This window comes from Enterobacter cloacae complex sp. P38RS (genome assembly GCF_014930775.1).
Lineage (GTDB): Bacteria > Pseudomonadota > Gammaproteobacteria > Enterobacterales > Enterobacteriaceae > Enterobacter > Enterobacter bugandensis.
The window spans coordinates 238,282-263,935 of record NZ_JADBRS010000001.1; the positions used below are offsets into that span (position 1 = coordinate 238,282).

General features: G+C 56.6%; 24 protein-coding genes, 2 tRNA genes and 1 other RNA gene. 12 read left to right on the top strand and 15 right to left on the bottom strand.

The features are described 5' to 3' along the window. Position 1: 1 nt before the first annotated feature. Genes rutC through rutA form a run of 3 tightly spaced genes read right to left on the bottom strand, consistent with a single transcriptional unit; the run spans position 2 to position 2,180 of the window. Entirely contained in the window at positions 2-388 is a 387-nt protein-coding gene (gene rutC / locus IM303_RS01105) for a pyrimidine utilization protein C (protein ID WP_010429508.1), read from the bottom strand. 11 nt (positions 389-399) lie between these two features. Further along, positions 400-1,089, bottom strand: coding sequence for a pyrimidine utilization protein B (rutB, locus tag IM303_RS01110; protein ID WP_048989847.1), 690 nt, complete (start codon positions 1,087-1,089; stop codon positions 400-402). Further along, positions 1,089-2,180: a pyrimidine utilization protein A gene (gene rutA, locus IM303_RS01115; protein WP_049001644.1), complete on the bottom strand. Its 1,092-nt coding sequence runs from the start codon at positions 2,178-2,180 to the stop codon at positions 1,089-1,091. Before rutA ends, rutB begins: the two co-directional genes overlap by 1 nt. Before the next feature lie 245 nt (positions 2,181-2,425). Here rutA and rutR point away from each other — a divergent pair, with 245 nt between their 5' ends. Beyond that, positions 2,426-3,064 carry an HTH-type transcriptional regulator RutR gene (rutR, locus tag IM303_RS01120; RefSeq protein WP_028012659.1) on the top strand — a complete coding sequence of 213 codons (639 nt, stop codon included), beginning with the start codon at positions 2,426-2,428 and terminating at the stop codon, positions 3,062-3,064. Here rutR and IM303_RS01125 read toward each other — a convergent pair. Both IM303_RS01125 and putA read right to left on the bottom strand, forming a co-directional pair. Beyond that, on the bottom strand, positions 3,061-3,456 hold the full coding sequence (locus IM303_RS01125; RefSeq protein WP_041910548.1) for a lysozyme inhibitor LprI family protein: 396 nt from the start codon (positions 3,454-3,456) through the stop codon (positions 3,061-3,063). The two genes, rutR and IM303_RS01125, sit on opposite strands and share 4 nt — an antisense overlap. Before the next feature lie 51 nt (positions 3,457-3,507). Beyond that, on the bottom strand, positions 3,508-7,470 hold the full coding sequence (gene putA / locus IM303_RS01130) for a trifunctional transcriptional regulator/proline dehydrogenase/L-glutamate gamma-semialdehyde dehydrogenase (protein WP_193359508.1): 3,963 nt from the start codon (positions 7,468-7,470) through the stop codon (positions 3,508-3,510). A gap of 422 nt (positions 7,471-7,892) precedes the next feature. Between putA and putP the strand changes: the two genes are divergently transcribed. Both putP and IM303_RS01140 read left to right on the top strand, forming a co-directional pair. Continuing rightward, positions 7,893-9,401: a sodium/proline symporter PutP gene (gene putP / locus IM303_RS01135; RefSeq protein WP_049001648.1), complete on the top strand. Its 1,509-nt coding sequence runs from the start codon at positions 7,893-7,895 to the stop codon at positions 9,399-9,401. Between the two features lie 116 nt (positions 9,402-9,517). Then, positions 9,518-9,937: a DUF3574 domain-containing protein gene (locus tag IM303_RS01140; RefSeq protein ID WP_049001649.1), complete on the top strand. Its 420-nt coding sequence runs from the start codon at positions 9,518-9,520 to the stop codon at positions 9,935-9,937. A gap of 48 nt (positions 9,938-9,985) precedes the next feature. On the opposite strand, the gene IM303_RS01145 is transcribed toward IM303_RS01140, so the two are convergent. Then, positions 9,986-11,170 carry a NupC/NupG family nucleoside CNT transporter gene (locus tag IM303_RS01145; RefSeq protein ID WP_047368266.1) on the bottom strand — a complete coding sequence of 395 codons (1,185 nt, stop codon included), beginning with the start codon at positions 11,168-11,170 and terminating at the stop codon, positions 9,986-9,988. 251 nt (positions 11,171-11,421) lie between these two features. On the opposite strand from IM303_RS01145, the gene efeU reads away from it, so the two are divergent. From efeU to phoH, 4 genes are all read left to right on the top strand, one after another. Beyond that, on the top strand, positions 11,422-12,255 hold the full coding sequence (gene efeU / locus IM303_RS01150; RefSeq protein ID WP_028012665.1) for an iron uptake transporter permease EfeU: 834 nt from the start codon (positions 11,422-11,424) through the stop codon (positions 12,253-12,255). Between the two features lie 40 nt (positions 12,256-12,295). Continuing rightward, positions 12,296-13,423, top strand: a complete 1,128-nt coding sequence (gene efeO / locus IM303_RS01155; protein WP_193359509.1) for an iron uptake system protein EfeO — start codon at positions 12,296-12,298, stop codon at positions 13,421-13,423. A gap of 5 nt (positions 13,424-13,428) precedes the next feature. After that, positions 13,429-14,712, top strand: a complete 1,284-nt coding sequence (efeB, locus tag IM303_RS01160; RefSeq protein WP_049001652.1) for an iron uptake transporter deferrochelatase/peroxidase subunit — start codon at positions 13,429-13,431, stop codon at positions 14,710-14,712. 499 nt (positions 14,713-15,211) lie between these two features. Continuing rightward, on the top strand, positions 15,212-16,000 hold the full coding sequence (gene phoH, locus IM303_RS01165; protein WP_193359594.1) for a phosphate starvation-inducible protein PhoH: 789 nt from the start codon (positions 15,212-15,214) through the stop codon (positions 15,998-16,000). Positions 16,001-16,145: 145 nt separating this feature from the next. On the opposite strand, the gene IM303_RS01170 is transcribed toward phoH, so the two are convergent. From IM303_RS01170 to IM303_RS01180, 3 genes are all read right to left on the bottom strand, one after another. Beyond that, positions 16,146-16,233, bottom strand: a tRNA-Ser gene (locus IM303_RS01170). Between the two features lie 137 nt (positions 16,234-16,370). After that, a complete protein-coding gene (locus IM303_RS01175) occupies positions 16,371-17,048 on the bottom strand; it encodes an isochorismatase family protein (protein ID WP_048999533.1) in 678 nt (225 codons plus the stop codon). 20 nt (positions 17,049-17,068) lie between these two features. After that, positions 17,069-17,929 carry a pirin family protein gene (locus tag IM303_RS01180; protein WP_048999532.1) on the bottom strand — a complete coding sequence of 287 codons (861 nt, stop codon included), beginning with the start codon at positions 17,927-17,929 and terminating at the stop codon, positions 17,069-17,071. 109 nt (positions 17,930-18,038) lie between these two features. Here IM303_RS01180 and IM303_RS01185 point away from each other — a divergent pair, with 109 nt between their 5' ends. Beyond that, on the top strand, positions 18,039-18,944 hold the full coding sequence (locus tag IM303_RS01185; RefSeq protein WP_028012669.1) for a LysR family transcriptional regulator: 906 nt from the start codon (positions 18,039-18,041) through the stop codon (positions 18,942-18,944). A 157-nt stretch (positions 18,945-19,101) separates the two neighbouring features. Here IM303_RS01185 and IM303_RS01190 read toward each other — a convergent pair. Then, positions 19,102-19,237: non-coding RNA, RtT sRNA (locus IM303_RS01190), on the bottom strand. A 44-nt stretch (positions 19,238-19,281) separates the two neighbouring features. Then, positions 19,282-19,369, bottom strand: a tRNA-Ser gene (locus tag IM303_RS01195). Positions 19,370-19,601: 232 nt separating this feature from the next. Here IM303_RS01195 and ghrA point away from each other — a divergent pair. The 4 genes from ghrA (at position 19,602) to IM303_RS01215 (ending at position 22,516) form a co-directional block, all read left to right on the top strand. Further along, the gene (gene ghrA, locus IM303_RS01200; RefSeq protein ID WP_048998816.1) at positions 19,602-20,540 is read left to right on the top strand and encodes a glyoxylate/hydroxypyruvate reductase GhrA; all 939 of its coding nucleotides are present in this window, start codon (positions 19,602-19,604) and stop codon (positions 20,538-20,540) included. A gap of 84 nt (positions 20,541-20,624) precedes the next feature. Then, positions 20,625-21,362, top strand: coding sequence for a phosphatase (locus IM303_RS01205; protein ID WP_048998815.1), 738 nt, complete (start codon positions 20,625-20,627; stop codon positions 21,360-21,362). Between the two features lie 20 nt (positions 21,363-21,382). Further along, the gene (locus IM303_RS01210; protein WP_048998814.1) at positions 21,383-21,937 is read left to right on the top strand and encodes a molecular chaperone; all 555 of its coding nucleotides are present in this window, start codon (positions 21,383-21,385) and stop codon (positions 21,935-21,937) included. Between the two features lie 96 nt (positions 21,938-22,033). After that, on the top strand, positions 22,034-22,516 hold the full coding sequence (locus IM303_RS01215; RefSeq protein ID WP_075206640.1) for a DUF1097 domain-containing protein: 483 nt from the start codon (positions 22,034-22,036) through the stop codon (positions 22,514-22,516). Positions 22,517-22,561: 45 nt separating this feature from the next. Here IM303_RS01215 and csgG read toward each other — a convergent pair whose 3' ends face one another. The 4 genes from csgG to csgD are packed head-to-tail and all read right to left on the bottom strand — an operon-like array spanning position 22,562 to position 24,903. Then, positions 22,562-23,395, bottom strand: coding sequence for a curli production assembly/transport protein CsgG (gene csgG, locus IM303_RS01220; protein ID WP_028012674.1), 834 nt, complete (start codon positions 23,393-23,395; stop codon positions 22,562-22,564). A gap of 26 nt (positions 23,396-23,421) precedes the next feature. Next, a complete protein-coding gene (gene csgF, locus IM303_RS01225) occupies positions 23,422-23,835 on the bottom strand; it encodes a curli production assembly/transport protein CsgF (protein WP_028012675.1) in 414 nt (137 codons plus the stop codon). Between the two features lie 23 nt (positions 23,836-23,858). Further along, entirely contained in the window at positions 23,859-24,248 is a 390-nt protein-coding gene (gene csgE / locus IM303_RS01230) for a curli production assembly/transport protein CsgE (protein WP_048998812.1), read from the bottom strand. A 4-nt stretch (positions 24,249-24,252) separates the two neighbouring features. Next, a complete protein-coding gene (csgD, locus tag IM303_RS01235) occupies positions 24,253-24,903 on the bottom strand; it encodes a biofilm master transcriptional regulator CsgD (RefSeq protein ID WP_028012677.1) in 651 nt (216 codons plus the stop codon). Positions 24,904-25,654 lie beyond the last annotated feature (751 nt).

Consider the following 25,654-nt stretch of genomic DNA (forward strand, 5'->3'; position numbering starts at 1 on the left):
CTCACTTCGCGATGTGCGCAACGGTGGCGATCTCAACCAGCGCCTCCGGCTTCACCAGCCCGCACTGAATGCAGAACCGGGCTGGCTTATCGCCGGGGAAGAACTCCGCGTAGATTTCGTTAATCGCGGCGTAGTTTTTCCAGTCGGTGATAAAGATGCTGTTGAAGGTCACATCCTCCATCGTGCCACCCGCCGTTTCGATCACGGTTTTGATCGTCTCCAGCACGTGGCGGGTTTGCGCCTTTGGGTCGTTGATAAACACCACATTGTTGTCTTTATCAAACGGCAGCGTGCCGGAAACATACACCACGCCGTCGGCAAGGGTACCGGGAACAAACGGGGCGATGGGCGTGCTGGTGCCCGGCGGGATGATTACGGATTTCGGCATCGTGTGTCTCCTCAGGCGATACGGGCGAGCGGAGGATTCAGGGCATCGCAAAACTCGGCGACGCTGCTGACCCAGCCAAAAAAGGTTTCGATATTGAACAGGGCCGCCTTCTGTGCGAATTCCGGCCCGGCCTGGTGGGTGGCGTCTTCCAGCACCACGCCGAAATACTCGAGGAAAAAGCCGTCGCGCAGGGTCGACTCCACGCAGACGTTGGTGGCAATGCCGGTGAACACCAGGTGGCGAATGCCCCGGCTGCGCAGGAGGCTGTCGAGCGGGGTGTTGAAAAAGCCGCTGTAGCGTGGTTTCGGCAGGACGATATCGCCCGCCTGCGGGACCAGCTCATCCACCAGCTGATAGTCCCAGCCGCCCTTCGCCAGCAGCTTGCCCTGCAGCTCGGGCCGCTTGCGCATGGTTTTCAGGGCGTTTGACTTGTGGAAGTTGGGCGAGCCGGGGCCGCCGGCCTCGACGTACTGGTCATCCCAGCCGTTCTGGAACCATATAATGAGCATGCCCGCAGCGCGCGCGGCGGCGACGGCGGTTTTGATGTTCTCGATCACAGGCCTTGTGGCGGAGACGTCGAACCCCGCCAGATCGAGATAACCGCCCTGGCTGGCATAGGCGTTTTGCATGTCCACCACGATCAGCGCGCTCTGCTGCGGCGCAAAGGTGATGGCTTCCGGGCGAGCGTTTAAGGTCGTCATTACGCCACCTCCTTCGTGACGGCAGGAACGTGGGCGCGGCACTGCATCAGCGGCTGGATGCGCTCGCCGAAGGTTTCTACGCCGGTGAGGAAATCATCGAAGGTCAGCAGGACGCCCTCCGCGCCGGGTACGGCAGCCACTTCGTCCAGCATCCTGGCAACGCTGGCGTACGAGCCAACCAGCGTGCCCATGTTGATATTGACGGCGGAGGTCGGGTCGGCCATCTGACGCACGTTGGTGTCTGCGCCGGAACGGGTGTCTTTCTGGCTCTGCTCGGTAAGCCAGCTCAGGGCTTCGTCGTCAGCGCCGTCCTTATACCGCTCCCATTTGGCGCGCGCGGCGTCGTCCGTTTCGTCGGCAATGACCATGAACAGCACGTACGAGCCCACGTCGCGCCCGGTTTTGTCGGCGGCCTCCTTCATGCGTGCCGCGGTCGGGGCAAAGGCGGCAGGGGTGTTAACGCCTTTGCCGAAGCAGAAGTTAAAGTCGGCGTATTTCGCGGAGAATTCCATCCCCGCGTCGCTCTGCCCGGCGCAAATCACCTTCATCGGCACCGACGGCTGCGGGCTGACGCGGCAGTCGTTCATGGTAAAGAAGTCGCCTTTGAAGTCGCTTTTGCCGGTGCCCCACAGGTCGCGCAGGACCTGCACGTATTCGGTCAGGTAGTCGTAGCGACGGGAGAAGTAATCGTCACCCGGCCAGAGCCCCATCTGCTCGTACTCCGGTTTTTGCCAGCCGGTGACCAGGTTAACGCCAAAGCGCCCGCCGGAGATGGAGTCGATGGTGGAGGCCATGCGTGCCACGATCGCGGGCGGAAGGGTGAGGGTGGCCGCGGTGGCGTAGATCTGGATCCGCGAGGTAACCGCTGCCAGCCCGGCCATCAGAGTGAAGGACTCCAAGTTGTGATCCCAGAATTCCGTTTTGCCGCCAAAGCCGCGCAGCTTGATCATCGAAAGCGCAAAGTCGAAATGGTAGTGCTCCGCTTTCTGCACGATGGCTTTGTTCAACTCAAAGGTCGGCATGTACTGCGGTGCAGTGGTCGAGATAAGCCAGCCGTTGTTGCCGATGGGTACAAATACGCCAATTTTCATCACGAACCTCTCTTCATTACGTCGCAGGTGTAACGGTGGTTTTGCAAAGGCAATGCCAGTTTTGAAAACGCTTGTGTTATTAATGTTTTAATGGGAAGTTGGGGAATTGATGCCGCTAAATGTGGACTAAATGGTCAAAAACATTGCACAGAAAACAGGCACTCATGCGCGATGGGAGTGCAGAAGGTCGTGGCGAGGCGGGGGTTTTGCTATGCTGAGCGCAGGAAAGAAAATGGAGAGCGGAAATGACACAAGGCGCAGTGAAAACACCCGGAAAACGTTCGCAGGCGGTGAGCGCCAAAAAGCAGGCGATCCTCAGCGCCGCGCTGGAGACCTTTTCACAGTTTGGCATTCACGGCACGCGCCTGGAGCAGGTGGCGGAGCAGTCCGGGGTGTCTAAAACCAATCTGCTCTACTATTACCCGTCGAAAGAGGCGCTGTATGTGGCGGTGATGCAGCAGATCCTCGATATCTGGCTGGCGCCGCTCAAGGCATTTCGCGAAGAGCTGGCCCCGCTGGTGGCTATCGAGGAGTACATTCGCCTGAAGCTCGAGGTGTCGCGCGATTACCCGCAGGCGTCAAGGCTGTTTTGTCTTGAGATGCTGCAGGGCGCGCCGCTGCTACAGGCGGAGCTGACGGGGGATTTAAAGCAGCTGGTGGACGATAAGTCGGCGATTATCGCCGGATGGGTTGCCAGCGGAAAGCTGGCCCCGGTCGACCCGCAGCACCTGATCTTTATGATCTGGGCCGCTACCCAGCATTACGCTGACTTTGCGGCCCAGGTCGAGGCGGTGACCGGTAAAACGCTTCAGGACGAGGCGTTTTTCCAGAGCACCCTCGAAAACGTGCAGCGGATGATTATCGAAGGGATCCGCGTGCGTTAATTGCCCGGCGGGAGAGGGCAGCTTAAGTCGCCCTCTTCACACTGCATCAGCGAGGCCAGAAACGCCTCGCGCTCCACGGTTTTTTCCGCCAGGCACTGGTTAACAATCATTGGCTGGACGCTCCCGCCTTCCGTCCCCGAACCGATAAACGCGCAGTCCGCGTCGCGCAGGGTAATCCACGCCTGTTGCGCTTTTTTCAGCAGGTCGCGCTGGGGGGCCGCCGCGCGTTTGATGGCGGCCTGGTAGGTCTGGTTGAGTTTTTTATCGGCTGCCTGGTACTGCTGCGCGCTACAGGTGTTCAGTTCAAGCTGCGTAGTGGCGTTGTCGCACTCGTTGGCCAGCGCGCTGGTGCTGAGCAGCAGTGCCGCACCGGCGATAAGATATCGTTTCATATACTCCCCAATAAAATAAGGCTCCGTCTCCGGAGCCTTATTAGCACAGCGTTAGCCGATTGTCATCAGGCTGGCGTTACCGCCCGCCGCCGCGGTGTTGACGCTGAGCGAGCGCTCCACGTACAGACGCTCCAGCAGCAGGTTGGTTTCCCCGCGGGCGAAGCCCTGCACGGAAACAATCGCCCCGCTGCGGGCCGCCACCTGCTCGCACAGCTCGCGCAGCTGGTCGGAATCACCGTGGTAGATCACCGCGTCAAACGGCTGGGTCAGCAGGGCATCGGCCTTCGCAAAGCGAATGCGGGCCGAAACCGCTTTCGGCAGCTGTTTGGCGAGATCGCGATGCAGCGCATCGTCCGGCCACAGCACTTCACACCCGGAGGCCATCGCCGCGGCTAGCTGTACCAGCGCGTCCTGCTCGTTATCCGCCACGCACAGTACGTGCTCGCGCGGCATCAGCGTCCAGGTGTTGCGCTCGCCGGTTGGCCCCGGCAGCAGACGCTGGGTACCGGCCTGCGCCAGCTCGCCGTACTGCTGGGCAACCGCACGCAGCTCAGGACGTTTTTCCGCCCAGGCGATCAGCGCCTCCAGCGGTTGCGTCAGCACGGTTTTCAGCTGCGCATCCACCGGATACTCCGCATCCTGACGCGCCAGGGTGACTCCCAGTGCGTTCTCAGGACGGTTCGCCAGCAGACGATACAGGTAGAGCGGGCCGCCCGCTTTCGGACCCGTACCGGAGAGGCCTTCGCCGCCGAACGGCTGCACGCCCACGACCGCGCCAACCATGTTGCGGTTGACGTACAGGTTGCCGACTTTGGCCGTGCCGGTGACCTGCGCAATGGTCTCGTCGATACGGGTATGTACGCCGAGCGTCAGGCCGTAGCCGGAGGCGTTGATCTGGTCGATAAGCGCGTTGAGGTTGTTACGGTTGTAACGCACCACGTGCAGCACCGGGCCGAAGACCTCTTTTTTCAGCTCGTCGAAGCTTGCCAGCTCAATCAGCGTAGGCGGCACGAAGGTGCCAGTCTGCCACTCGCGGGCATCTTCGCTGTTCTCGCGCACCGCCTGGAACACCGGACGGCCTTTGGCGCGCATGGCCTGAATATGGTTTTCAATGTTGGCTTTGGCTTCCGCGTCGATCACCGGCCCGATGTCGGTGGTGAGACGGCCCGGGTTGCCCATGCGGCATTCCGCCATCGCGCCGCGCAGCATCTTCAGCGTGTGGTCAGCCACGTCATCCTGTAAGCACAGCACGCGCAGGGCGGAGCAGCGTTGACCGGCGCTGTCGAAGGCGGAGGCCAGCACGTCAACAACCACCTGCTCGGTGAGCGCGGAGGAGTCAACAATCATGGCGTTCATGCCGCCAGTTTCGGCGATAAGCGGGGTAGGACGACCCTGCGCATCCAGACGGGTGGCGATGTTGCGTTGCAGCAGGGAGGCCACTTCGGTCGAACCGGTAAACATCACGCCGCGCACGCGGTTATCGGAGGTGAGTTTGGCGCCCACCGTTTCACCGCGCCCTGGCAGCAGTTGCACCACGCCCGCCGGAACGCCTGCTTCCAGAAGAATGTTGATGCCCTGGGCGGCAATCAGCGGGGTTTGCTCTGCCGGTTTCGCCAGCACGCTGTTGCCTGCGGCAAGGGCGGCGGCAATCTGGCCGGTGAAGATCGCCAGCGGGAAGTTCCACGGGCTGATACAGACCACCGGACCGAGCGGGCGGTGCGTTTCGTTGTCGAAATCATCGCGCACCTGACCGGCGTAGTAGTGCAGGAAGTCGACCGCCTCACGCACTTCGGCGATGGCGTTGCTGAAGGTTTTACCCGCTTCGCGCACCAGAATGCCGATGAGCTGCTGCATCTGATCTTCCATTAGCACCGCGGCGCGTTCCAGAATGGCGGCACGCTCCTGCGGCGGGGTGGCGAACCAGATTGGCGCGTTGTTCACCGCGCTCTCCAGCGCCTGTTCCACTTCCGCTTCGGTTGCTTCACGCGCGTAGCCGACGATGTCCTTCGGCTCTGCCGGGTTGATCACCGGCTGCATTTCACCGTCCTCAACGGACTGCTCAAGGATCGGTTTGGCCTGCCACTTCTGCAATGCGCTGTTGAGCAGGGCAGAGGAGAGCGACGCCAGACGGTGTTCGTTCGCCAGATCCAGGCCCGCCGAGTTGACGCGGCCCGCGCCGTACAGCTCGCGCGGCAGGGCAATTTTCGGATGCGGCAGACCAATCTGGCCTTCCTGCGCCGCCAGCTTCTCTACGGCCTGCACCGGATCGGCCACCAGTTCGTCAAGCGGCAGGGTGGTGTCGGCGATGCGGTTAACGAAGGAGGTGTTCGCCCCGTTCTCCAGCAGACGACGCACCAGGTACGCCAGCAGGGTTTCGTGGGTGCCCACCGGGGCATAGATACGGCACGGACGGTTCAGCTTGCCGTCCGCCACTTTCCCGGTGACCTGCTCGTACAGCGGCTCACCCATGCCGTGCAGGCACTGGAACTCGTACTGGCCCGGATAGTAGTTCTGCCCGGCCAGGCTGTAGATTGCCGCCAGGGTATGGGCGTTGTGGGTCGCGAACTGCGGATAAATCAGGTTCGGCACGCCGAGCAGTTTTTTCGCGCACGCGAGGTAAGAGACGTCGGTGTAGACCTTGCGGGTATATACCGGATAGCCTTCCAGACCTTCCATCTGGGCGCGTTTGATTTCGCTGTCCCAGTAGGCGCCTTTCACCAGGCGGATCATCAGGCGGCGACGGCTGCGGCTGGCCAGGTCAATCAGGTAATCAATGACGAACGGACAGCGTTTCTGGTAGGCCTGAATAACGAAACCAATCCCGTTCCAGCCTGCCAGCTCCGGTTCGAAGCACAATTTTTCCAGCAGATCGAGGGAGATCTCCAGACGGTCAGCCTCTTCGGCGTCGATATTAATGCCGATATCATACTGGCGCGCCAGCAGGGTCAGGGACTTCAGGCGCGGATAGAGCTCTTCCATCACCCGGTCATACTGCGCACGGCTGTAGCGCGGGTGCAGGGCAGAGAGCTTAATAGAGATGCCCGGACCTTCATAAATACCGCGACCGTTGGACGCTTTACCGATGGCGTGGATCGCCTGCTGGTAAGAGACCATGTAGGCCTGCGCGTCGGCGGCGGTCAGCGCCGCTTCACCCAGCATGTCGTAGGAGTAGCGGAAACCTTTGTCTTCCAGCTTGCGGGCATTCGCCAGCGCTTCGGCAATGGTTTCCCCGGTGACGAACTGCTCGCCCATCAGGCGCATCGCCATGTCCACGCCTTTGCGGATCAGCGGCTCGCCGCTCTTGCCGATAATGCGGTTCAGAGAGCGTGACAGGTTGGCTTCGTTATGGGTGGAGACCAGCTTGCCGGTAAACAGCAGACCCCAGGTGGCGGCGTTGACGAACAGCGACGGGCTGCGGCCAATGTGGGAGTGCCAGTTGCCGTTGCTGATCTTGTCGCGGATCAGCGCGTCGCGGGTAGCTTTATCCGGAATACGCAGCAGCGCTTCAGCCAGGCACATCAGCGCCACGCCTTCCTGTGAGGAGAGGGAGAACTCCTGCAACAGGCCCTGCACCATCCCGGCGCGGCCGGTGGCGGTTTTCTGGTTGCGCAGCTTGTCGGCTAACTGATACGCCAGGCTGTGCGCCTGGGCGGCAATGGCTTCCGGCAGGCGGGCCTGCTCCAGCAGCATCGGCACGGCGTCGGTTTCGGCGCGGCGGTAAGCCCCGGTAATGGCGGCGCGGCTGACGGACTGCGGCAGGATCTGCTCGGCAAATTCGAGGAACGGCTGGTGGTTTTCTTCCACCGCCGTCGCGGCGTCGTCGCTTTCGTTCGCTGCGCCCGCCAGCAGGGCAGGCAGCTCAGGCAGGCCATCTTCACTCTCCAGCCTTTCCAGATAGTTAAAAATCGCCTGCTTGATTAACCAGTGCGGTGTGCGGTCAATGCGGGTTGCTGCGGTCTTAATCCGTTCGCGGGTCGCGTCATCCAGCTTAACCCCCATGGTGGTCATCCCCATGCCAAAACTCCTGTTGTTCTGTAATAGCGTTCTGTTGATAGCGTGAAATATCTACCATGTTGCAACTTTGTGCAACCGTGTTAAATGTGACCTGGTTTGCAAGCTGGAAAATGAATGGATTGTTAACGATTAGTTAGCTGCGAAAAAGAACGCGCGACGGTTTACGAAGCCAGTTTTTATGCGGTGCTTAACACTTTTTAAAGGTGCAACCCGTAAAAGCGTGAGCGAGTGCAACCTATAGGAAAGACGTATAAAACCAGGGATGAAATTCATGTAAATGCAGTGTTAAATCGTTTGTCAGTGGGAAGCGTATACGGCAGGATAGCGCGCCCAACGGAAACACATACACACATCACTACGTTCCGGTGATGACATAACAAGGCAACCCGGACGGTTGTCGCTCGACATTTTGGAGAATTTGAATGGCTATTAGCACACCGATGCTGGTGACATTTCTCGTTTATATTTTTGGCATGATCCTGATAGGGTTTTTGGCATGGCGTTCCACTAAAAACTTTGACGACTACATCCTTGGCGGGCGCAGCTTAGGCCCAATGGTCACCGCGCTCTCTGCGGGCGCATCCGACATGAGCGGCTGGCTGCTGATGGGGCTGCCGGGCGCGATTTTCATCTCTGGTATTTCCGAAAGCTGGATCGCCATCGGCCTGACCGTCGGCGCGTGGATCAACTGGAAGCTGGTGGCAGGCCGTCTGCGCGTACATACCGAGGCCAACAACAACGCCCTGACGCTGCCGGACTACTTCACCGGACGCTTTGAAGATAACAGCCGCGTGCTGCGCATTATCTCCGCGGTGGTGATCCTGGTGTTCTTCACCATCTACTGTGCCTCCGGCATCGTGGCCGGTGCGCGTCTGTTCGAAAGCACCTTCGGCATGAGCTACGAAACCGCCCTGTGGGCCGGTGCGGCGGCAACCATCCTCTATACCTTCGTGGGCGGCTTCCTGGCCGTCAGCTGGACCGACACCGTGCAGGCGAGCCTGATGATCTTCGCCCTGATCCTGACCCCGGTGATTGTGATTTTCACCGTTGGCGGCTTTGGCGATTCACTGGAAGTGATCAAGCAGAAGAGCATCGAAAACGTCGATATGCTGAAAGGGCTGAACTTTGTCGCCATCGTTTCCCTGATGGGCTGGGGGCTGGGCTACTTCGGTCAGCCGCACATTCTGGCGCGCTTTATGGCGGCGGATTCTCACCACACCATCGTTCACGCGCGTCGCATTAGCATGACGTGGATGATCCTGTGTCTGGCGGGGGCGTGTGCGGTCGGCTTCTTCGGTATCGCCTACTTCAGCAACAACCCGGCGCAGGCGGGTGCGGTGAACCAGAACGCCGAGCGCGTGTTCATCGAGCTGGCGCAGATCCTGTTTAACCCGTGGATTGCCGGTATTCTGCTCTCCGCGATCCTGGCGGCGGTGATGTCCACCCTGAGCTGCCAGCTGCTGGTTTGCTCCAGTGCAATCACCGAAGACCTCTACAAGGCCTTCCTGCGTAAAAATGCGAGCCAGAAAGAGCTGGTGTGGGTAGGGCGCTTTATGGTGCTGGTGGTGGCGCTGGTGGCCATTGCGCTGGCAGCCAACCCGGAAAACCGCGTGCTGGGTCTCGTGAGCTACGCGTGGGCGGGCTTCGGTGCCGCGTTTGGGCCGGTGGTGCTGTTCTCCGTCATGTGGTCACGCATGACCCGCAACGGCGCGCTGGCGGGGATGATCATCGGTGCGGTGACCGTCATCGTCTGGAAGCAGTTCGCGTGGCTGGGCCTGTACGAAATCATTCCGGGCTTCATCTTCGGCAGCATCGGTATTGTGGTGTTCAGCCTGCTGGGTAAAGCGCCGTCTGCCTCTATGCAGAAGCGCTTTGCGGAAGCGGATGCGCACTACCACACTGCGCCGCCGACTAAGCTTCAGGCAGAATAATTTTCTCACGCAGTACCGTAGGCCGGGTAAGCGCAAGCGCCACCCGGCTTTTTTCTTGCCAAAATCCGTATTTTCCTGTGATATCCATGTGCTTATAACAATGAGGATAGCGACACATGACAATCAAAACAGGGTTAATGGCGGTGGCATTATTGATGCTGGCGGGTTGTAACACACCCTCGCAGCGTGCGGCGGTGGAGACCTGCAAAGCGGATAACCAGATGCAGCAGACCACGCTCTATTTTGGCTTGAATCGCCCGGCAGGGGCGCAGATTACCGACAGCGAGTGGCAGCAGTTTGTTGACCAGGACGTGACGCCGCGTTTTCGCGATGGCTTAACGGTGTTTGATGCGCGCGGGCAGTGGCTGGGGAACGACGGGAAAGTGGCGCGTGAATCCAGCAAAGCGTTAATGCTGATCCACGGTAAAGATGCGCAGAGCGAGAAGAACATCGAAGCGTTGCGCGGGATCTATAAGTCTCGTTTCGCGCAGGAATCGGTGATGCGTGTCGACCAGCCGGTGTGCGTGCAGTTTTAATAAAAAACGGCGGGATAACCCGCCGTTGTTGTTTTGTAGCAAAGCTATTTACAGCACTAATCCCGCAAAGCTCGCCGACAGCAGGCTCACCAGCGTCGCACCGTATACCAGGCGCAGACCAAACCGCGACACCACGTTGCCCTGCTGCTCGTTCAGCCCCTTAATCGCCCCGGCGACGATGCCGATGGAGGCGAAGTTGGCAAACGACACCAGGAAGACGGACAAAATACCCAGCCCGCGCGGTGACATTTCATGAGCAATTTTTTGCAACTCAATCATCGCTACAAATTCATTCGCCACCAGCTTGGTTGCCATAATGCTGCCCGCGTTTAACGCATCGCTGAGCGGAATCCCGATAAGCCACGCCAGCGGATAAAACACATAGCCCAGGATCTGCTGGAAGCTCATGCCGAATACGCTGGAGAAGAGGGCGTTAACGGCGCTGATGAGGGCGATAAAGCCAATCAGCATCGCCAGAATAATCATCGCCACCTTAAAACCGGCCAGAATATACTCGCCCAGCATTTCAAAGAAGCTCTGGGATTCGTGCAGTTTTTCCAGCTTGATATCCGGCTCGGCTTCCGGACGTACCGGGTTAATGACCGAGAGAATAATAAAGGTGCTGAACATGTTCAGGATCAGCGCGGCAACGACAAATTTGGCGTCGAGCATGGTCATATAGGCACCGACAATCGACAGGGAGACCGTCGACATGGCCGTGGCCGCCATAGTGAACAAACGACGCGAGGAGAGATCACCCAGCACGCCTTTATAGGCAATGAAGTTTTCCGACTGGCCAAGGATCAGCGAGCTCACCGCGTTGAACGATTCCAGCTTGCCCATGCCGTTCAGCTTTGACAGCAGCGTCCCGATGATTCGAATAAAAATCGGCAGGATCCGCCAGTGCTGGAGAATACCAATCAGTGCGGAAATAAAAATAATCGGACACAGCACGCCGAGGAAAATAAACGCCAGCCCTTTTTCTCCCATTCCGCCAAAGACGAAATTCGTTCCTTCCGAGGCAAATTTCAGCAGTGACTCAAAGAAGCCGGAAACGTATTTAATCAGGAATAGCCCGCTTTCGGCGTGCAGGAAAAAGAACGCCAGGGCAATTTCAATAACAATCAGCTGTAAAACATAACGAATGCGAATTTTTCGGCGGTCGAAACTCACCAGCCAGGCAAGCGCAAGAATAATCACCAGCGCCAGCAGGAAATGGACAATCTTAAACATGGAATATTTTCGGTTGGTTTTTGAGGCGGATATTTAGCCACAGCACTGGTTAACCGTAAATGGGCATTTTTATTATAACTTATAAACTTAACGGTAACGGTGGCAACTATTAACAGGCTTTGCGTTTACAACTCGTCATCAAATCACCACACATTTCGCTTGTGTTTCCTTCCGCCGTAATGATAATCACTATCACAAGAATTTACCTTTCTTTGCATCAGTTGACCGCGATAAACATTTAAGGTGTCGGCATGTTTGTTCCATTTCTCATTATGTTACGTGAAGGCCTTGAAGCGGCCCTGATTGTCAGCCTTATCGCCAGCTATCTGAAGCGCACCCAGCGTGGGCGCTGGATTGGCGTGATGTGGGTTGGCGTCTTCCTTGCCGCGGCGCTCTGCCTGGGCTTAGGTATCCTCATCAATGAAACCACCGGCGAATTCCCGCAGAAAGAGCAGGAGCTGTTTGAAGGTATCGTCGCCGTGATTGCGGTGTTCATCCTGACGTGGATGGTCTTCTGGATGCGCAAAGTTTCCCGCAACGTGAAGGTGCAGCTGGAGCAGGCGGTGGATAACGCCCTGCAGAAGGGGAATCACCACGGCTGGGCGCTGATCATGATGGTCTTTTTCGCCGTGGCGCGCGAGGGTCTGGAATCGGTTTTCTTCCTGCTGGCGGCATTCCAGCAGGACGTGGGCATCTGGCCGCCGCTGGGCGCCATGCTCGGTCTGGCAACGGCGGTGGTGCTGGGCTTTCTGCTCTACTGGGGCGGCATTCGCCTCAACCTGGGCGCCTTCTTTAAGTGGACCAGCCTGTTCATTCTGCTGGTGGCCGCGGGGCTGGCAGCAGGGGCGATCCGCGCCTTCCACGAGGCGGGCCTGTGGAACCACTTCCAGGACGTGGCGTTCGATCTTAGCAACGTTCTCTCCACCCATTCACTGACCGGCACCCTGCTCGAAGGCATCTTCGGCTACCAGGAAACGCCGAGCGTCAGCGAAGTGGCGATGTACTTTATCTATCTGGTTCCGGCGCTGGTGCTGTTCGCGATGCCGCCGCGTACCGGTTCGCAGGCGTCGCGCGTTGCGCCGTAATTATTGTTTTAGTTACAACATACTTTTTAAGGGAAGAGTCATGGCAATTCAGTTTCGTCGTAGTGCATTGTGCGCAGGCATTGCCGCGCTGTTCGCTTCTGCATTCGCTGCGCAGGCTGCGGATATTCCGCAGGTAAAAGTCACCGTTAACGATAAGCAGTGTGAGCCGATGACCATCACGGTTAACAGCGGTAAAACCCAGTTTATCATTCAGAACCACAGCCAGAAGGCGCTGGAGTGGGAGATCCTCAAAGGCGTGATGGTGGTGGAAGAGCGCGAGAACATCGCGCCAGGCTTCAGTCAGAAGATGACCGCCAACCTGCAGCCGGGTGAATACGACATGACCTGCGGCCTGCTGACCAACCCTAAAGGCAAGCTGATCGTCAAAGGTGCTGCGACGGCGGACGCGGCCAAAGGCACGGCCCTGCTGAGCCTGGGCGACGCTATCACCGCCTATAAAGCCTACGTCACCAAAGAGACGGCGGACCTGGTCACGGGTACCAAAGCCTTCACCGACGCCGTGAAAGCGGGCGATATCGAAAAAGCGAAATCCCTGTACGCGCCAACCCGTCAGCACTACGAGCACATCGAGCCGATTGCCGAGCTGTTCTCTGACCTCGACGGCAGCATTGATGCCCGCGAAGATGACTACGAGCAGAAGGCCGCCGATCCGAAATTCACCGGCTTCCACCGTCTGGAAAAAGCCCTGTTTGGCGATAACTCCACCAAAGGAATGGAGAAATACGCCGGGCAGCTGAACACCGACGTGCTGGAGCTGCAAAAGCGCATCAGCGAGCTTGCCTTCCCGCCGTCGAAGGTGGTGGGCGGCGCGGCCGGTCTGATTGAAGAAGTGGCCGCGAGCAAAATCAGCGGTGAAGAAGATCGCTACAGCCACACTGACCTGTGGGACTTCCAGGCCAACGTCGACGGTGCGCAGAAGATTGTCGAGCTGCTGCGTCCTCAGCTGCAGAAAGAGAACGGCGAACTGCTGGCGAAAGTAGATGCCAACTTCAAAAAGGTCGATACCATCCTGGCGAAGTACCGTACCAAAGACGGGTTCGAAACCTACGACAAGCTGACCGACGCCGACCGTAACGCGCTGAAAGGCCCGATTACGACGCTGGCGGAAGATCTCTCCCTGCTGCGCGGCGTACTGGGTCTGGACTAAGCACGATGAACAAGCATGACGAGTACGACGTCGCTGAACCTTCACGGCGTCGGTTGTTAAAAGGGGTAGGGGCGCTGGGCGGCGCGTTTGCCCTGGCGGGAGGTTGCCCGGTGGCGCATGCGGCGAAACCGCAGAGCGCACCCGGTACGCTCTCGCCGGATGCCCGCATGGAGACCCAGCCGTTTTATGGCGCGCACCAGGCGGGTATTCTCACGCCGCAGCAGGCTTCCATGATGCTGGTGGCCTTTGATTCGCTGGCCAGCGATAAGGCGGATCTGGAGCGTCTGTTCCGCCTGCTGACGGCGCGCATCGCGTTTCTTACCGCGGGCGGGCCGGCACCGGATACGCCGAACCCGCGTCTGCCGCCGATGGATTCCGGTATCCTCGGGGCGTTTATCGCGCCGGATAACCTGACCATTACCGTGTCGGTAGGGGAGTCGCTGTTTGACGGCCGCTACGGCCTGGCAAAACAGAAGCCGAACGCGCTGCAGAAGATGACGCGCTTCCCGAATGACTCCCTCGACGCGGCGCTGTGCCACGGCGATCTGCTCCTGCAGATTTGTGCCAATACCCAGGACACGGTGATCCACGCCCTGCGCGATATCATCAAGCACACGCCGGATCTGCTGAGCGTGCGCTGGAAGCGGGAAGGGTTTATCTCTGACCACGCCGCCCGCAGCAAAGGCAAAGAGACGCCGGTTAACCTGCTGGGCTTTAAGGACGGCACGGCCAACCCGGACAGCAGCGATGCGGCGCTGATGAAAGACGTGGTGTGGGTGACGGCAGATCAGGGGGAACCCGCATGGGCGGTGGGCGGCAGCTACCAGGCTGTGCGCATTATTCAGTTCCACGTGGAGTTCTGGGACCGCACGCCGTTGAAAGAGCAGCAGACGATTTTTGGCCGCGACAAGCAGAGCGGGGCGCCGCTGGGCATGAAGCACGAGCATGATGTGCCGGACTACGCGAACGACCCGGATGGCGACATTATCGCGCTCGACAGCCATATTCGCCTTGCCAACCCCCGCACCCAAGAGACGCAGTCCAGCCTGATGATGCGCCGTGGCTACAGCTATTCGCTGGGCGTGACCAATTCCGGCCAGCTTGATATGGGGCTACTGTTCGTCTGCTATCAGCACGATCTGGAGAAAGGCTTCCTGACCGTGCAGAAGCGGTTAAACGGCGAAGCGCTGGAAGAGTACATTAAGCCCATCGGCGGCGGCTATTTCTTTGCCCTGCCCGGCGCGCGCGATGCTGGCGCGTATCTCGCACAAGGTCTGATGGAAGCCTGATAATCGTCCCTGCGATAGTTCGCGGGGACATTATTTTTTCATATGACTATCTTATTGTTATATTTCTGTAATATTCATATATAAGACTGATTCCGCTGCAGGAACAGTCTTAAAAGTTGCATTCAGGTAAAATAAATGTTGCATTTATGATAACTCCTGATGTACTTAAGATAAGACAGCGGTAGTTCCCGGCAGTGATGCTGAATCACTATGGAGATCGCGAATGGTTGCGTCCTGTACTGGACAAGGTAAACATAACAACCGCAGCACCCGGCGCGGAGGCTCAGACTCCGGCAGCGATTTCCTCACCACTAAATTCTCCCCCACATCTCAAGAACCTGATTCGACCGACGTGCAGACCGGTGCGCGTAGCCGTTCTGTATCGTCATCTGATAAAGCAAGCAATGGCTTACAAGGAAGCCAACCCTCTGATGTTCGTGCGCATAATCGTGCCGAAGCTGGCGCGTGTGATGAATACCAACAACTCAAGGTGCTATCCATGGGAAGACAAAAAGCAGTGATCAAAGCTCGTCGCGAAGCAAAACGTGTGCTGAGACGGGACTCACGTAGCCATAAACAGCGTGAAGAAGAATCGGTCACCTCGCTTGTGCAGATGAGTGGCGTAGAAGCAATTGGCATGGCCAGAGACAGCCGTGATAATTCTCCAATTGTGGCGCGCAATGAGGCTCAGGCGCACTACCTGAATGCTATCGAGAGTAAACAGCTCATCTTTGCAGCCGGCGAAGCCGGATGCGGGAAAACCTGGATCAGTGCAGCCAAAGCAGCGGAAGCGCTGATCCATAAGGACGTGGAGCGCATTATTGTTACCCGTCCTGTACTGCAAGCTGATGAAGATCTCGGCTTCCTGCCCGGCGATATTTCGGAGAAGTTTGCTCCGTACTTCAGGCCCGTCTATGACGTGCTGGTGAAGCGACTGGGTGCATCCTTTATGCAGTACTGCCTGCGACCAGAGATTGGCAAGGTGGAAATCGCGCCGTTCGCCTATATGCGCGGACGTACATTTGAAAATGCGGTCGTTATTCTCGACGAGGCTCAGAACGTGACCGCTGCGCAAATGAAGATGTTTTTAACGCGCCTCGGGGAGAACGTGACGGTTATCGTCAACGGCGATATTACCCAGTGTGACCTGCCGTCGGGCGTGAAGTCCGGCCTCAGCGACGCCATGTCACGTTTTGAGGAAGATGAGATGATTGGGGTGGTACGCTTCACCAAAGAGGACTGCGTGCGCTCGGCGCTCTGTCAGCGCACGCTGCAAGCGTATTACTGAGTTTGCTGTTGTGTTCAAGGCCCGGGAAACCGGGCTTTGTTTTATGTGCAGGCATAAAGAGCGCAGGGAGTCTCAAGGTTCGAATCCCCAGGTGCGATCCAAAAGAAAAAAGCCCGTACTTTCGTACGAGCTCTCATCTCAAATATGGCGGTGAGGGGGGGATTCGAACCCCCGATACGTTGCCGTATACACACTTTCCAGGCGTGCTCCTTCAGCCACTCGGACACCTCACCATATTGTTTTGCTGCCTGACCGCTTGGGGGGCAACGGGGCGCTACTATAGGGAGTTGCGCGAAAGCGGTCAAGCAGATTTTCTGCATTCGTGCTTGTTCGGTTAAGCCTTAATCAGCTTATGTCGTACAGCGCAGGATTAACGCTGCGAATCGAGCACTTCGCTGTTTTTCACCACCTCCTGCGCTTTGCCGTAGCTTTCGATCAGCAGCTGGTAGGCCGGGAAGATGTGGGTGTATACCTCAGCCCATTCAGCCGCATCTTCACGGTTCCAGGTTCGCTGGATCTCAGAGGCCACAGCGGCGGTATCCATCGGCACCACGCCTGCCTGGACCACGCGGGCCAGGGTGATCTCCTGCGCCATTTTGCTGTAGGTGCCGGAGGCATCAATCACCGCAAACACTTTATATCCGTCCGCCACCGCGCTGATGGACGGGAAGGCCATGCAGACGCTGGTGATCGTGCCTGCAATAATTAACGTCTTGCGACCGGTAGCTTTTATCGCCGCCACGAATTCCGGGTTATCCCAGGCGTTGATCTCACCTTTGCGGGCCACATACTGCGCATGCGGCGCGTTGGCGTGGATCTCCGGGATAAGCGGGCCGTTCGGTCCCTGTGGAACGGAGGCGGTGGTGATCACCGGGATCTTCGCCAGCGTGGCGATCTTTGCCAGCGCCGCCGCACGGGCGCGCAGCTCCGGCATGGGCATGTCGCCGACGGTCTGGAACAGCCCGCTCTGGTGGTCGATAAGCAGCATGACGGCATCATTTACGTCAATGACGGGACGTGCACCGTTGAAGTTTGCAGGGGTAGACATATTGCGCTCCTTAATTACGTTCAGATCTGGCCAAAGCGGCCGGAGTTGAAATCACGAATGGCTTCCGCGATCTCGGTTTTACTGTTCATCACAAACGGGCCGTAGCCCACAATCGGTTCATTCAGCGGCTCACCGGCCATCAGCAGCAATTTCGCGTCGCTGTTCGCTTCCAGATGCAGCTTTTCACCGCTCTGACTTAGCACAACCAGCTGCGCTTCACCCGCTGGCGTGGTGCCGTTCACCGTTACGCTGCCCTCAAGTACCACCAGCGCCGTGCTCCAGCCTTCGGGCTGGTTGAGCGTCAGATGGCTGCCCTGGTTAAGCGCGATGTCCCAGACGTTCAGCGGTGAGAAGGTATGGGCCGGGCCCGTCACGTCCTCAAGGCGACCGGCGATGACCCGCAGCGTGCCGCTGTTATCCGGCAGCGTGACCACCGGGATATCCGCTTTGGTGATGCTCTGGTAGCCGGGCGTCGCCATTTTGTCTTTGGCGGGCAGGTTGACCCACAACTGCATCATTTTTAGTTCACCGCCTTTCTGCGCGAAGGCGCTGGAGTGGAACTCCTCGTGCAGGATGCCTGCGCCCGCCGTCATCCACTGCACGTCGCCGGGGCCAATAATGCCGCCTCTGCCGGTGGAGTCGCGATGCTCCACTTCGCCGGCGTAAACGATGGTCACCGTTTCAAAGCCGCGATGAGGATGCTCGCCCACGCCGCGTTTCGCGCCGTCCGCCGGGAAGGTGTACGGTCCGGCATAGTCCAGCAGCAGAAACGGGCTCAGCGGCTCGCCGTGCGTCTGGTAAGAAAACATTGAACGAACCGGGAAACCGTCACCGACCCAGTGCGGACGAGGTGCGGTATAAACGCCTGTTACGTTTTTCATGATGAACTCCTGATGTTCTGTTGATGTAATTAGCTTATATTCAGGGTTAATATCCCGGTAGATAGTGAAAATGACATTCACTGTTCTGAATATGGAACGATGAGGGCGTATGCAGGATCTCAATGATTTCGCGTGGTTTGTGAAGGTGGTGGACCATGGTGGATTTGCGGCGGCGGGTCGGGCGCTCGATCAGCCCAAGTCAAAACTGAGCCGCCGGATTGCCCAGCTGGAAGAGCGCCTTGGCGTGCGGTTGATCCAGCGCACCACCCGGCAGTTTACGGTGACGGAAGTGGGGCAGACGTTCTATCAGCACTGTAAAGCCATGCTGGTAGAGGCCGAAGCTGCGGAAGAGGCGGTGGCGGCGTTGCAGGCCGAGCCACGCGGCGTGGTCAGGATCACCTGTCCGGTCACCTTGCTGCACGTGCACGTGGGGCCCATGCTGGCGCGGTTTATGGCGCGCTATCCGGGGATCAATCTTCAGCTTGAGGCCACCAACCGACGGGTTGATCTGGTGGGAGAGGGCATCGACGTGGCGATCCGCGTTCGTCCACGTCCGTTTGATGACAGCGACCTGGTGTTAAGAGTGCTGGCAGACAGGGGACACTGCCTGGTGGCAAGCCCTGCGCTGATTGAGCGGATGGGTCACCCTGCCGTGCCCTCTGAGCTGAGCGAGTGGCCGGGTTTGAGCATGGGGGTGGGAAAGCAGCTGCACAGATGGGAACTGAGCGGGCCGGAGGGAGCGAAAGCCGCGATTCATTACACGCCGCGCTTTATTACCACCGACATGCTGGCGCTGCGTGAAGCGGCGATGGCGGGGGTGGGCGTGGTGCAGCTGCCGATTTTGATGGTCAAGGATCAGCTGGCATCCGGGGAACTGGTAAGGGTGCTGGACGCATGGGAACCCCGACGGGAAGTGATTCACGCTGTTTATCCTTCCAGGCGAGGTTTGCTGCCGTCCGTCAGAACGCTGGTGGATTTTCTTACTGAAGAGTATGCGCGGATGGTGGAGGAGTAACGATCCCCTCGCCCCTCTGGGCAGTTTCCTCGCAGGTTCGTCATCTGTCCAACTGGCTGCGCCAGTTGTCGAACCCCGGTCGGGGGTTCTCATCCCCCCTTAAGGAGAATATAAAAGAAAAAAGCCCGTACTTTCGTACGAGCTCTCATCTCAAATATGGCGGTGAGGGGGGGATTGACTCGCTTCGCTCGCCCTGCGGGCAGCCTGTTCGCTTCGCTCTCAGTCTGTCCAACTGGCTGCGCCAGTTGTCGAACCCCGGTCGGGGGTTCTCATCCCCCCTTACGGAGAATATAAAAGAAAAAAGCCCGTACTTTCGTACGAGCTCTCATCTCAAATATGGCGGTGAGGGGGGGATTCGAACCCCCGATACGTTGCCGTATACACACTTTCCAGGCGTGCTCCTTCAGCCACTCGGACACCTCACCATATTGTCATCCCGTTGTTGCTGGGACGGGCGCTAATGTAAGGAAAAGCCGAACTGCCGTCAACCCACTTTTTCAGTAATTTAGCGCGTTTAGACAAACTTCAGGCAACATGATTCTTAAATGTGCTGAAAGCGTCTTTTTTATCAACAACACGGTCACGCAATAAATTTGCTATGCTGACCGTCCAGTTAAAAAGCAAAATAAATCAGCGCAATAAAAGGCAGGATTGACTATGGATATACTCTTCTATCACCCCACTTTTGATACGGCTTACTGGATTAAGGCACTTTCTGCGGCACTGCCGGGCGCTCGCGTTCGTGAGTGGAAGCGGGGCGATAACGAACATGCTGACTACGCGCTGGTCTGGCATCCGCCGGTAGAAATGCTCCAGGGCCGTAAGCTGAAGGCCGTGTTCGCGCTTGGAGCCGGCGTGGATTCCATTCTGAGCAAGCTGAAAGCACACCCTGAAATGCTGCCGGAAGATATTCCTCTGTTCCGCCTGGAAGATACCGGTATGGGCCAGCAAATGCAGGAATATGCCGTCAGCCAGGTGCTGCACTGGTTCCGCCGCTTTGATGACTATCAGGCGCTTAAGCAGCAATCCCGCTGGGAGCCGCTGCCTGAATATCCGCGCGAAGCGTTTACCGTTGGTATCCTCGGCGCGGGCGTGCTGGGTTCGAAAGTGGCTGAAGCGCTCGCGCCGTGGGGTTTCCCGCTGCGCTGCTGGAGCCGCAGCCGTAAAGACTATCCGGGCGTTGAGAGCTTTGCCGGAACGGATGAGCTTCCGGCCTTCCTGAACGGCACGCGTGTGCTGATTAACCTGCTGCCCAATACGGCGGAAACGGTGGGAATTATCAATGATGGCCTGCTCAACCAGCTGGACGACCAGAGCTACCTGATGAATCTGGCGCGCGGCGTGCATCTGGTCGAGCCAGATCTGCTGAAGGCGCTGGACAGCGGGAAGCTTAAAGGCGCCATGCTGGATGTCTACAGCCGTGAGCCGCTACCGGAGGAAAGCCCGCTGTGGCGACACCCGCGCGTGGCAATGACTCCGCACGTTGCCGCCGTGACGCGACCTGCCGAGGCGGTGGCCTATATCTCGCACACGATCGGTGAAATAGAGAAGGGTAACCCGGTCACCGGACAGGTCGACCGACAGCGCGGCTACTGAGAGAAACCCGGCGTTCGCCGGGTTTTTGCTAATATTCGCCGCTGATAACTGCTATCCTTTGGAAAAAACGCAGAGGAGAGAAAGATGTATCCCGTTGACCTGCATATGCACACCGTCGCCAGCACCCACGCGTATAGCAACCTCCATGATTATATTGCCCAGGCGAAGCTTAAGGGCATCAAGCTGTTCGCGATAACCGATCACGGCCCGGATATGGCGGATGCGCCGCACTACTGGCATTTTGTGAATATGCGTATCTGGCCACGTCTGGTGGACGGCATTGGGATACTGCGCGGCATTGAGGCGAACATCAAAAACACCGACGGTGAAATTGACTGTACCGGCCCGATGCTGACCTCCTTAGATCTGATCCTTGCCGGCTTCCATGAGCCGGTTTTCCCGCCGCAGGATAAAGAGACCAATACCGCGGCGATGATTGCCACTATTGCCAGCGGCAATGTGCACATCATCAGCCATCCGGGCAATCCGAAATACCCGATTGATATTCCGGCCGTGGCGCAGGCCGCGGCGAAACACCGCGTGGCGCTGGAGATTAATAACTCCTCGTTCGTGCACTCGCGTAAAGGCAGTGAAGCCAACTGTCGCGAAGTGGCTGCCGCCGTGCGTGATGCGGGTGGCATGGTGGCGCTGGGCTCTGATTCGCACACGGCCTTCACGCTGGGGGATTTTAGCGAGTGCCTGAAAATATTGCAGGATGTGGATTTCCCGGAAGAGCGCATCCTGAACGTCACGCCGCGTCGTATGCTTGATTTCCTCGAGTCGCGCGGCATGGCGCCGATTGATGAATTTGCCGATCTTTAATTGAATAACGGAATAAAACAATGAATGAATTTTCCATCCTTTGCCGCGTGCTGGGCTCCCTGTATTACCGCCAGCCGCAGGACCCGCTGCTGGTGCCGCTGTTTACGCTGATTCGCGAAGGTAAACTGGCGCAGAACTGGCCGCTGGAACAGGATGAGTTACTGGAGCGCCTGCAGAAAAACTGCGATATGCAGCAGATCTCAACGGACTACAATGCTCTGTTCGTGGGCGAAGAGTGCCGCGTGTCGCCGTATCGTTCCGCCTGGCAGGAAGGCGCGACCGAAGCGGAAGTGCGGGCATTCCTTTCAGAACGCGGGATGCCGCTGAGCGATACCCCAGCCGATCATATCGGTACGCTGCTGCTGGCCGCGTCCTGGATCGAAGACAACGCTGGCGACGATGAAAATGAAGCCATCGGGATCCTCTTCGAAACGTATCTGCTGCCGTGGGTGGGGACCTTCCTGGGAAAAGTGGAAGCCCATGCCACCTCTCCGTTCTGGCGAACGCTGGCCCCGCTGACGCGTGACGCCATTGCAGCAATGTGGGACGAGCTGGAAGAAGAGAGTGAAGAGTGATGTAAATCACAAAAATCCTGCAACGATACATTTCAACTTGCACGTAATGTGCTTCTGATCTCATTTCTATGGCGCGCTTCTGCTAAGATGCGCGCCATGAACATATTACTTTGTATTGCAATCACGACGGGCATCCTCTCCGGTATTTGGGGATGGGTAGCGGTGTCTCTCGGTCTGTTAAGCTGGGCTGGCTTCCTGGGCTGCACGGCCTATTTCGCCTGTCCTCAGGGCGGGCTGAAAGGGCTCTTTATCTCAGGCTGCACGCTGATGAGCGGCGTTATCTGGGCGCTGGTCATCATGAAAGGCAGCGCGCTGGCGCCGCATCTGGATATGCTGGGGTACGTCATGACGGGTGTCGTCGCCTTCCTGATGTGCATCCAGGCGAAGCATCTGTTGCTGTCGTTTGTGCCGGGAACCTTTATGGGGGCCTGCGCAACCTTTGCCGGGCAGGGGGACTGGAAGCTGGTGGTTCCTTCCCTGGCGCTGGGGCTGCTGTTTGGCTACGCCATGAAGAACAGCGGTCTTTGGCTGGCGGCGCGACGGGAAAAAACGCAAAACATCACCGCGGTGAGTGAATAAAAAAAAGGCGAGATAATCATCTCGCCTTTTTTTATGCGCTGCCCGTCAGGATTCCGGAGGCACCGACATATCACGGTATTTCACCAGGATCGGGTTCTGTACGTCCGCTTTGTTTTGCAGATCCCACAGCCCGCGATCGATACCATCGTTGATTAAGAAGATCACGCCGGTTTCAATGGCTGACATCAGACACATCATGACCGGTTCGTTAGAGGTGTAGCCAATTTCTCCCTCCAGCAGGCGCTGGTAATCAATAAAGCGGAATACCCCAGCCTGAACTTCATAAGACAATATCGTTTTGCTGGTGTTGACCGAAGAGAGCACTTCACCGGTACTGACGTTCACGACGCGCAGGTTAACCGCAATTTGGTCGAGCTGGTACTGGGTATCTGCGCCGATACCGAAGTAGCGCGCGCCCACGCCACCCGATTTCACATTGCTCTCGTAACCGATAATCGACCCTTCAATCATCACGTTTGCGGCGGCCAGAGACTGCAGAGGCATCCGGTTATTGTCCGCAACGGTGCCATTCTCCTGCGCGGCACGAATGATTTTTCGTTCATTTAACAGATTCTGAAGCCCCTGGCGTTCCAGCGGAATAAACCAGTGCGAATCTTTAAGTGCAGTCACCAGCATGGCGGTGGCGCTTTGCGGCACCGCGGTGGAGAAGTTACTTGCCGGATAAGGCTTAAATTGTCCGGTTTCATCCTGAATGTTGTATACCGAGACAAATATCTTGCCCGTAGGTGAAGGCAAATGGGTTAAATCACGGTAACTCTGGGCCCGCGGCATTAATGTGGGTTTTGCAGCTTCTTTAGGCGGAGCAGTTAAACAACCGCTCAATAAGCACACTGCAACAAATATCAGGAAGCGCTGCATGGTCGTTGTCCTTATTTAGCTATTGTTTAAAAGTCAGTTGAATTATTTTGCAGGCCGGAAACCTCTATGGTGGAAGTTTTTCCGGTTTTACGATCGGTCACATTCAACTGGAGCTGTCCGTCCCTGTTGGCGATGTCGACGATAAAGTCGTTGGTCATCATTCGGCCGGGTTTGCCGGTATTAATGTTGGTCAGCAATCCCCCTAAAATCTGCGACTGGATAGCCTGGGTGAAGTTATCCAGTGCGGAAGGGGTATCAACGGTAAAATCCTGAAAGCTCGGATCTTTATAGGAGTTTTGTGCCTGAGCTTGATTCAGCAGAAAGGCACCGTTGTTGGGGTTACCGCCAAAGTTAGGGTTACGGAACTGGAAGGTCATATTTCCGGCCCAGCTCAGGGGAGCAATAAGCATGATCGAAACAACTGCATATGCAATACGCATGACAGCCTCCGCATATCGGTTCGCTAGAACTCATCTTTTGCTAAATCGCTGGTGCTTAATAGGGCTTTATCTATTTGCAGGCGATTAATAGCGTCTTCAGTTTGAGCCAGTGCTAAGGCTACGTTTTTATCGAAGTCTGTTTTCGAGGGGAATAAAAACGTTTGATAAATAACGTCCTGATTGGCCGTTATGGTTATCCAGCTTCCCCAACGTGCACTGGGCCGCTCGTTGATTGTTAAATTACCCGTGTAAGGACTGTCCCATTTATCGCTGAAGGCCCGGTAAAAACTGTGCCCGATCGATGAGACAGTGTGGTCAGTTAACAATCCGGGAACTTCGACCTCAACGGCCTGCAGGTTCCCTGCAGCGAGCAGGAGACTCGCTGCGGCGATCCAACTCAACGTGCGCTTCATGTGATTAACGCCTGAGGTTATCGTTTGCCCATGAAACCGCCTGAGTTCGGTTTTTAACAGCTATCTTCTTGAAAAGATTATAAAGGTGCGTCTTTACCGTATTTTCGCTGATAAATAACGAACGGGCGATTTCAATATTTGAAGCACCAATGCGTAATTTGTTCAGGATCTCTTTCTCACGGTGGGTGAGCAGCGCTGATTCCGAACTGTTATAGCGGTAATTTCCGGAGTGCGTGATGAGGTAGCTGGCCAGCTTTTGCGAGAAATAGCATTCGCCGCGCAATATGCCTTGCAGACCATCTACCACCCGAACCTCTTCTTCAGTGACGTAGAACACGCCATTGATATGCGGCCAGCTTTCAATATCTCTGAAAGGATATTCATCAGGCGTATTCAATAATAACACGCGGATATTATTGTTTTTCCTGCTTAAGTTATCTTGCCAGTAATGGATAAGCTTTTTATCGGCTTCCATCATATCAAACAGAATGATGCTGCCAGGCGCAATATCATCAAAAGAACGTTGAATATTATGCAATTTCCCGTTCAGTGATAGAGATTGCTTTAAATGTTGTAATAAAGCTGTCGCTTGCAGAGAAGGTTTTGTGATCAACAGTAATGTATGACCATGTAAACTATGGACTTCATTATACATGATGAAACCCCACTTATTTTTGGCACCTGACAGCCGCCCTCTCTGTAAAGAAGAGGGCACCAGAAGTACTGACAGATGTTGCACTGCTGTGTGTAGAATCAGAACATAACCTCCACAGGGAGGTAAATATAAAACCAATTTCGTACATCTAATTTCAATCTAGCTTTTACGAATTTTAAAGCAAGTGTTAATCATGTAACAAGATGTAAAAATTAATATTAATTTGTGAAAATTGCAGATTTTGAATGTTGCTATTTGATATGAAAGTTGTACATGGAAATAGTAGTGCATAGATTTTAAAAATCATACAAATATAATTAACCAGTTAATATTTATAAGTATTTATTATTTTATTTAGTTTGTACCCAGGTATGAGTAACTGATACTTTCTAAGTCATGCCGTTCTGGTTTTTCTGGCTTAAGAAAACTCGCCTTGTGTCACGCCCTGAAGAAAATGTCATCCTGGCGTTACGCTTAAACAACGCGGGAAGGGGCATGGACGGCTTTCGCGCCGTTGTACAACATGTCGCGCATAAATATTTCATAAAAAATAAAAACGGCCTGTGTCATGCCTTTTATGGTGCAAATTAAAACTTTGTGGTGACCTGAAAAATAAAAATAAGCCGCGCGGGTGAGATATTTAAAATGTTTCAGCGGACATACTCTTCACCGTAACGACGCGTTAACAAAAACGAGTCGTTTAATACGAAATACGATCAGGGTGTTTTCAGGTAGCCGGGTCCAGGGTGAC

Bases quoted from the DNA above. Each gene is read 5' to 3' on its own strand.
- rutC (WP_010429508.1), bottom strand. From the start codon at position 388: ATGCCGAAATCCGTAATCATCCCGCCGGGCACCAGCACGCCCATCGCC.
- rutB (WP_048989847.1), bottom strand. From the start codon at position 1,089: ATGACGACCTTAAACGCTCGCCCGGAAGCCATCACCTTTGCGCCGCAG.
- rutA (WP_049001644.1), bottom strand. From the start codon at position 2,180: ATGAAAATTGGCGTATTTGTACCCATCGGCAACAACGGCTGGCTTATC.
- rutR (WP_028012659.1), top strand. From the start codon at position 2,426: ATGACACAAGGCGCAGTGAAAACACCCGGAAAACGTTCGCAGGCGGTG.
- IM303_RS01125 (WP_041910548.1), bottom strand. From the start codon at position 3,456: ATGAAACGATATCTTATCGCCGGTGCGGCACTGCTGCTCAGCACCAGC.
- putA (WP_193359508.1), bottom strand. From the start codon at position 7,470: ATGGGGATGACCACCATGGGGGTTAAGCTGGATGACGCGACCCGCGAA.
- putP (WP_049001648.1), top strand. From the start codon at position 7,893: ATGGCTATTAGCACACCGATGCTGGTGACATTTCTCGTTTATATTTTT.
- IM303_RS01140 (WP_049001649.1), top strand. From the start codon at position 9,518: ATGACAATCAAAACAGGGTTAATGGCGGTGGCATTATTGATGCTGGCG.
- IM303_RS01145 (WP_047368266.1), bottom strand. From the start codon at position 11,170: ATGTTTAAGATTGTCCATTTCCTGCTGGCGCTGGTGATTATTCTTGCG.
- efeU (WP_028012665.1), top strand. From the start codon at position 11,422: ATGTTTGTTCCATTTCTCATTATGTTACGTGAAGGCCTTGAAGCGGCC.
- efeO (WP_193359509.1), top strand. From the start codon at position 12,296: ATGGCAATTCAGTTTCGTCGTAGTGCATTGTGCGCAGGCATTGCCGCG.
- efeB (WP_049001652.1), top strand. From the start codon at position 13,429: ATGAACAAGCATGACGAGTACGACGTCGCTGAACCTTCACGGCGTCGG.
- phoH (WP_193359594.1), top strand. From the start codon at position 15,212: ATGGGAAGACAAAAAGCAGTGATCAAAGCTCGTCGCGAAGCAAAACGT.
- IM303_RS01175 (WP_048999533.1), bottom strand. From the start codon at position 17,048: ATGTCTACCCCTGCAAACTTCAACGGTGCACGTCCCGTCATTGACGTA.
- IM303_RS01180 (WP_048999532.1), bottom strand. From the start codon at position 17,929: ATGAAAAACGTAACAGGCGTTTATACCGCACCTCGTCCGCACTGGGTC.
- IM303_RS01185 (WP_028012669.1), top strand. From the start codon at position 18,039: ATGCAGGATCTCAATGATTTCGCGTGGTTTGTGAAGGTGGTGGACCAT.
- ghrA (WP_048998816.1), top strand. From the start codon at position 19,602: ATGGATATACTCTTCTATCACCCCACTTTTGATACGGCTTACTGGATT.
- IM303_RS01205 (WP_048998815.1), top strand. From the start codon at position 20,625: ATGTATCCCGTTGACCTGCATATGCACACCGTCGCCAGCACCCACGCG.
- IM303_RS01210 (WP_048998814.1), top strand. From the start codon at position 21,383: ATGAATGAATTTTCCATCCTTTGCCGCGTGCTGGGCTCCCTGTATTAC.
- IM303_RS01215 (WP_075206640.1), top strand. From the start codon at position 22,034: ATGAACATATTACTTTGTATTGCAATCACGACGGGCATCCTCTCCGGT.
- csgG (WP_028012674.1), bottom strand. From the start codon at position 23,395: ATGCAGCGCTTCCTGATATTTGTTGCAGTGTGCTTATTGAGCGGTTGT.
- csgF (WP_028012675.1), bottom strand. From the start codon at position 23,835: ATGCGTATTGCATATGCAGTTGTTTCGATCATGCTTATTGCTCCCCTG.
- csgE (WP_048998812.1), bottom strand. From the start codon at position 24,248: ATGAAGCGCACGTTGAGTTGGATCGCCGCAGCGAGTCTCCTGCTCGCT.
- csgD (WP_028012677.1), bottom strand. From the start codon at position 24,903: ATGTATAATGAAGTCCATAGTTTACATGGTCATACATTACTGTTGATC.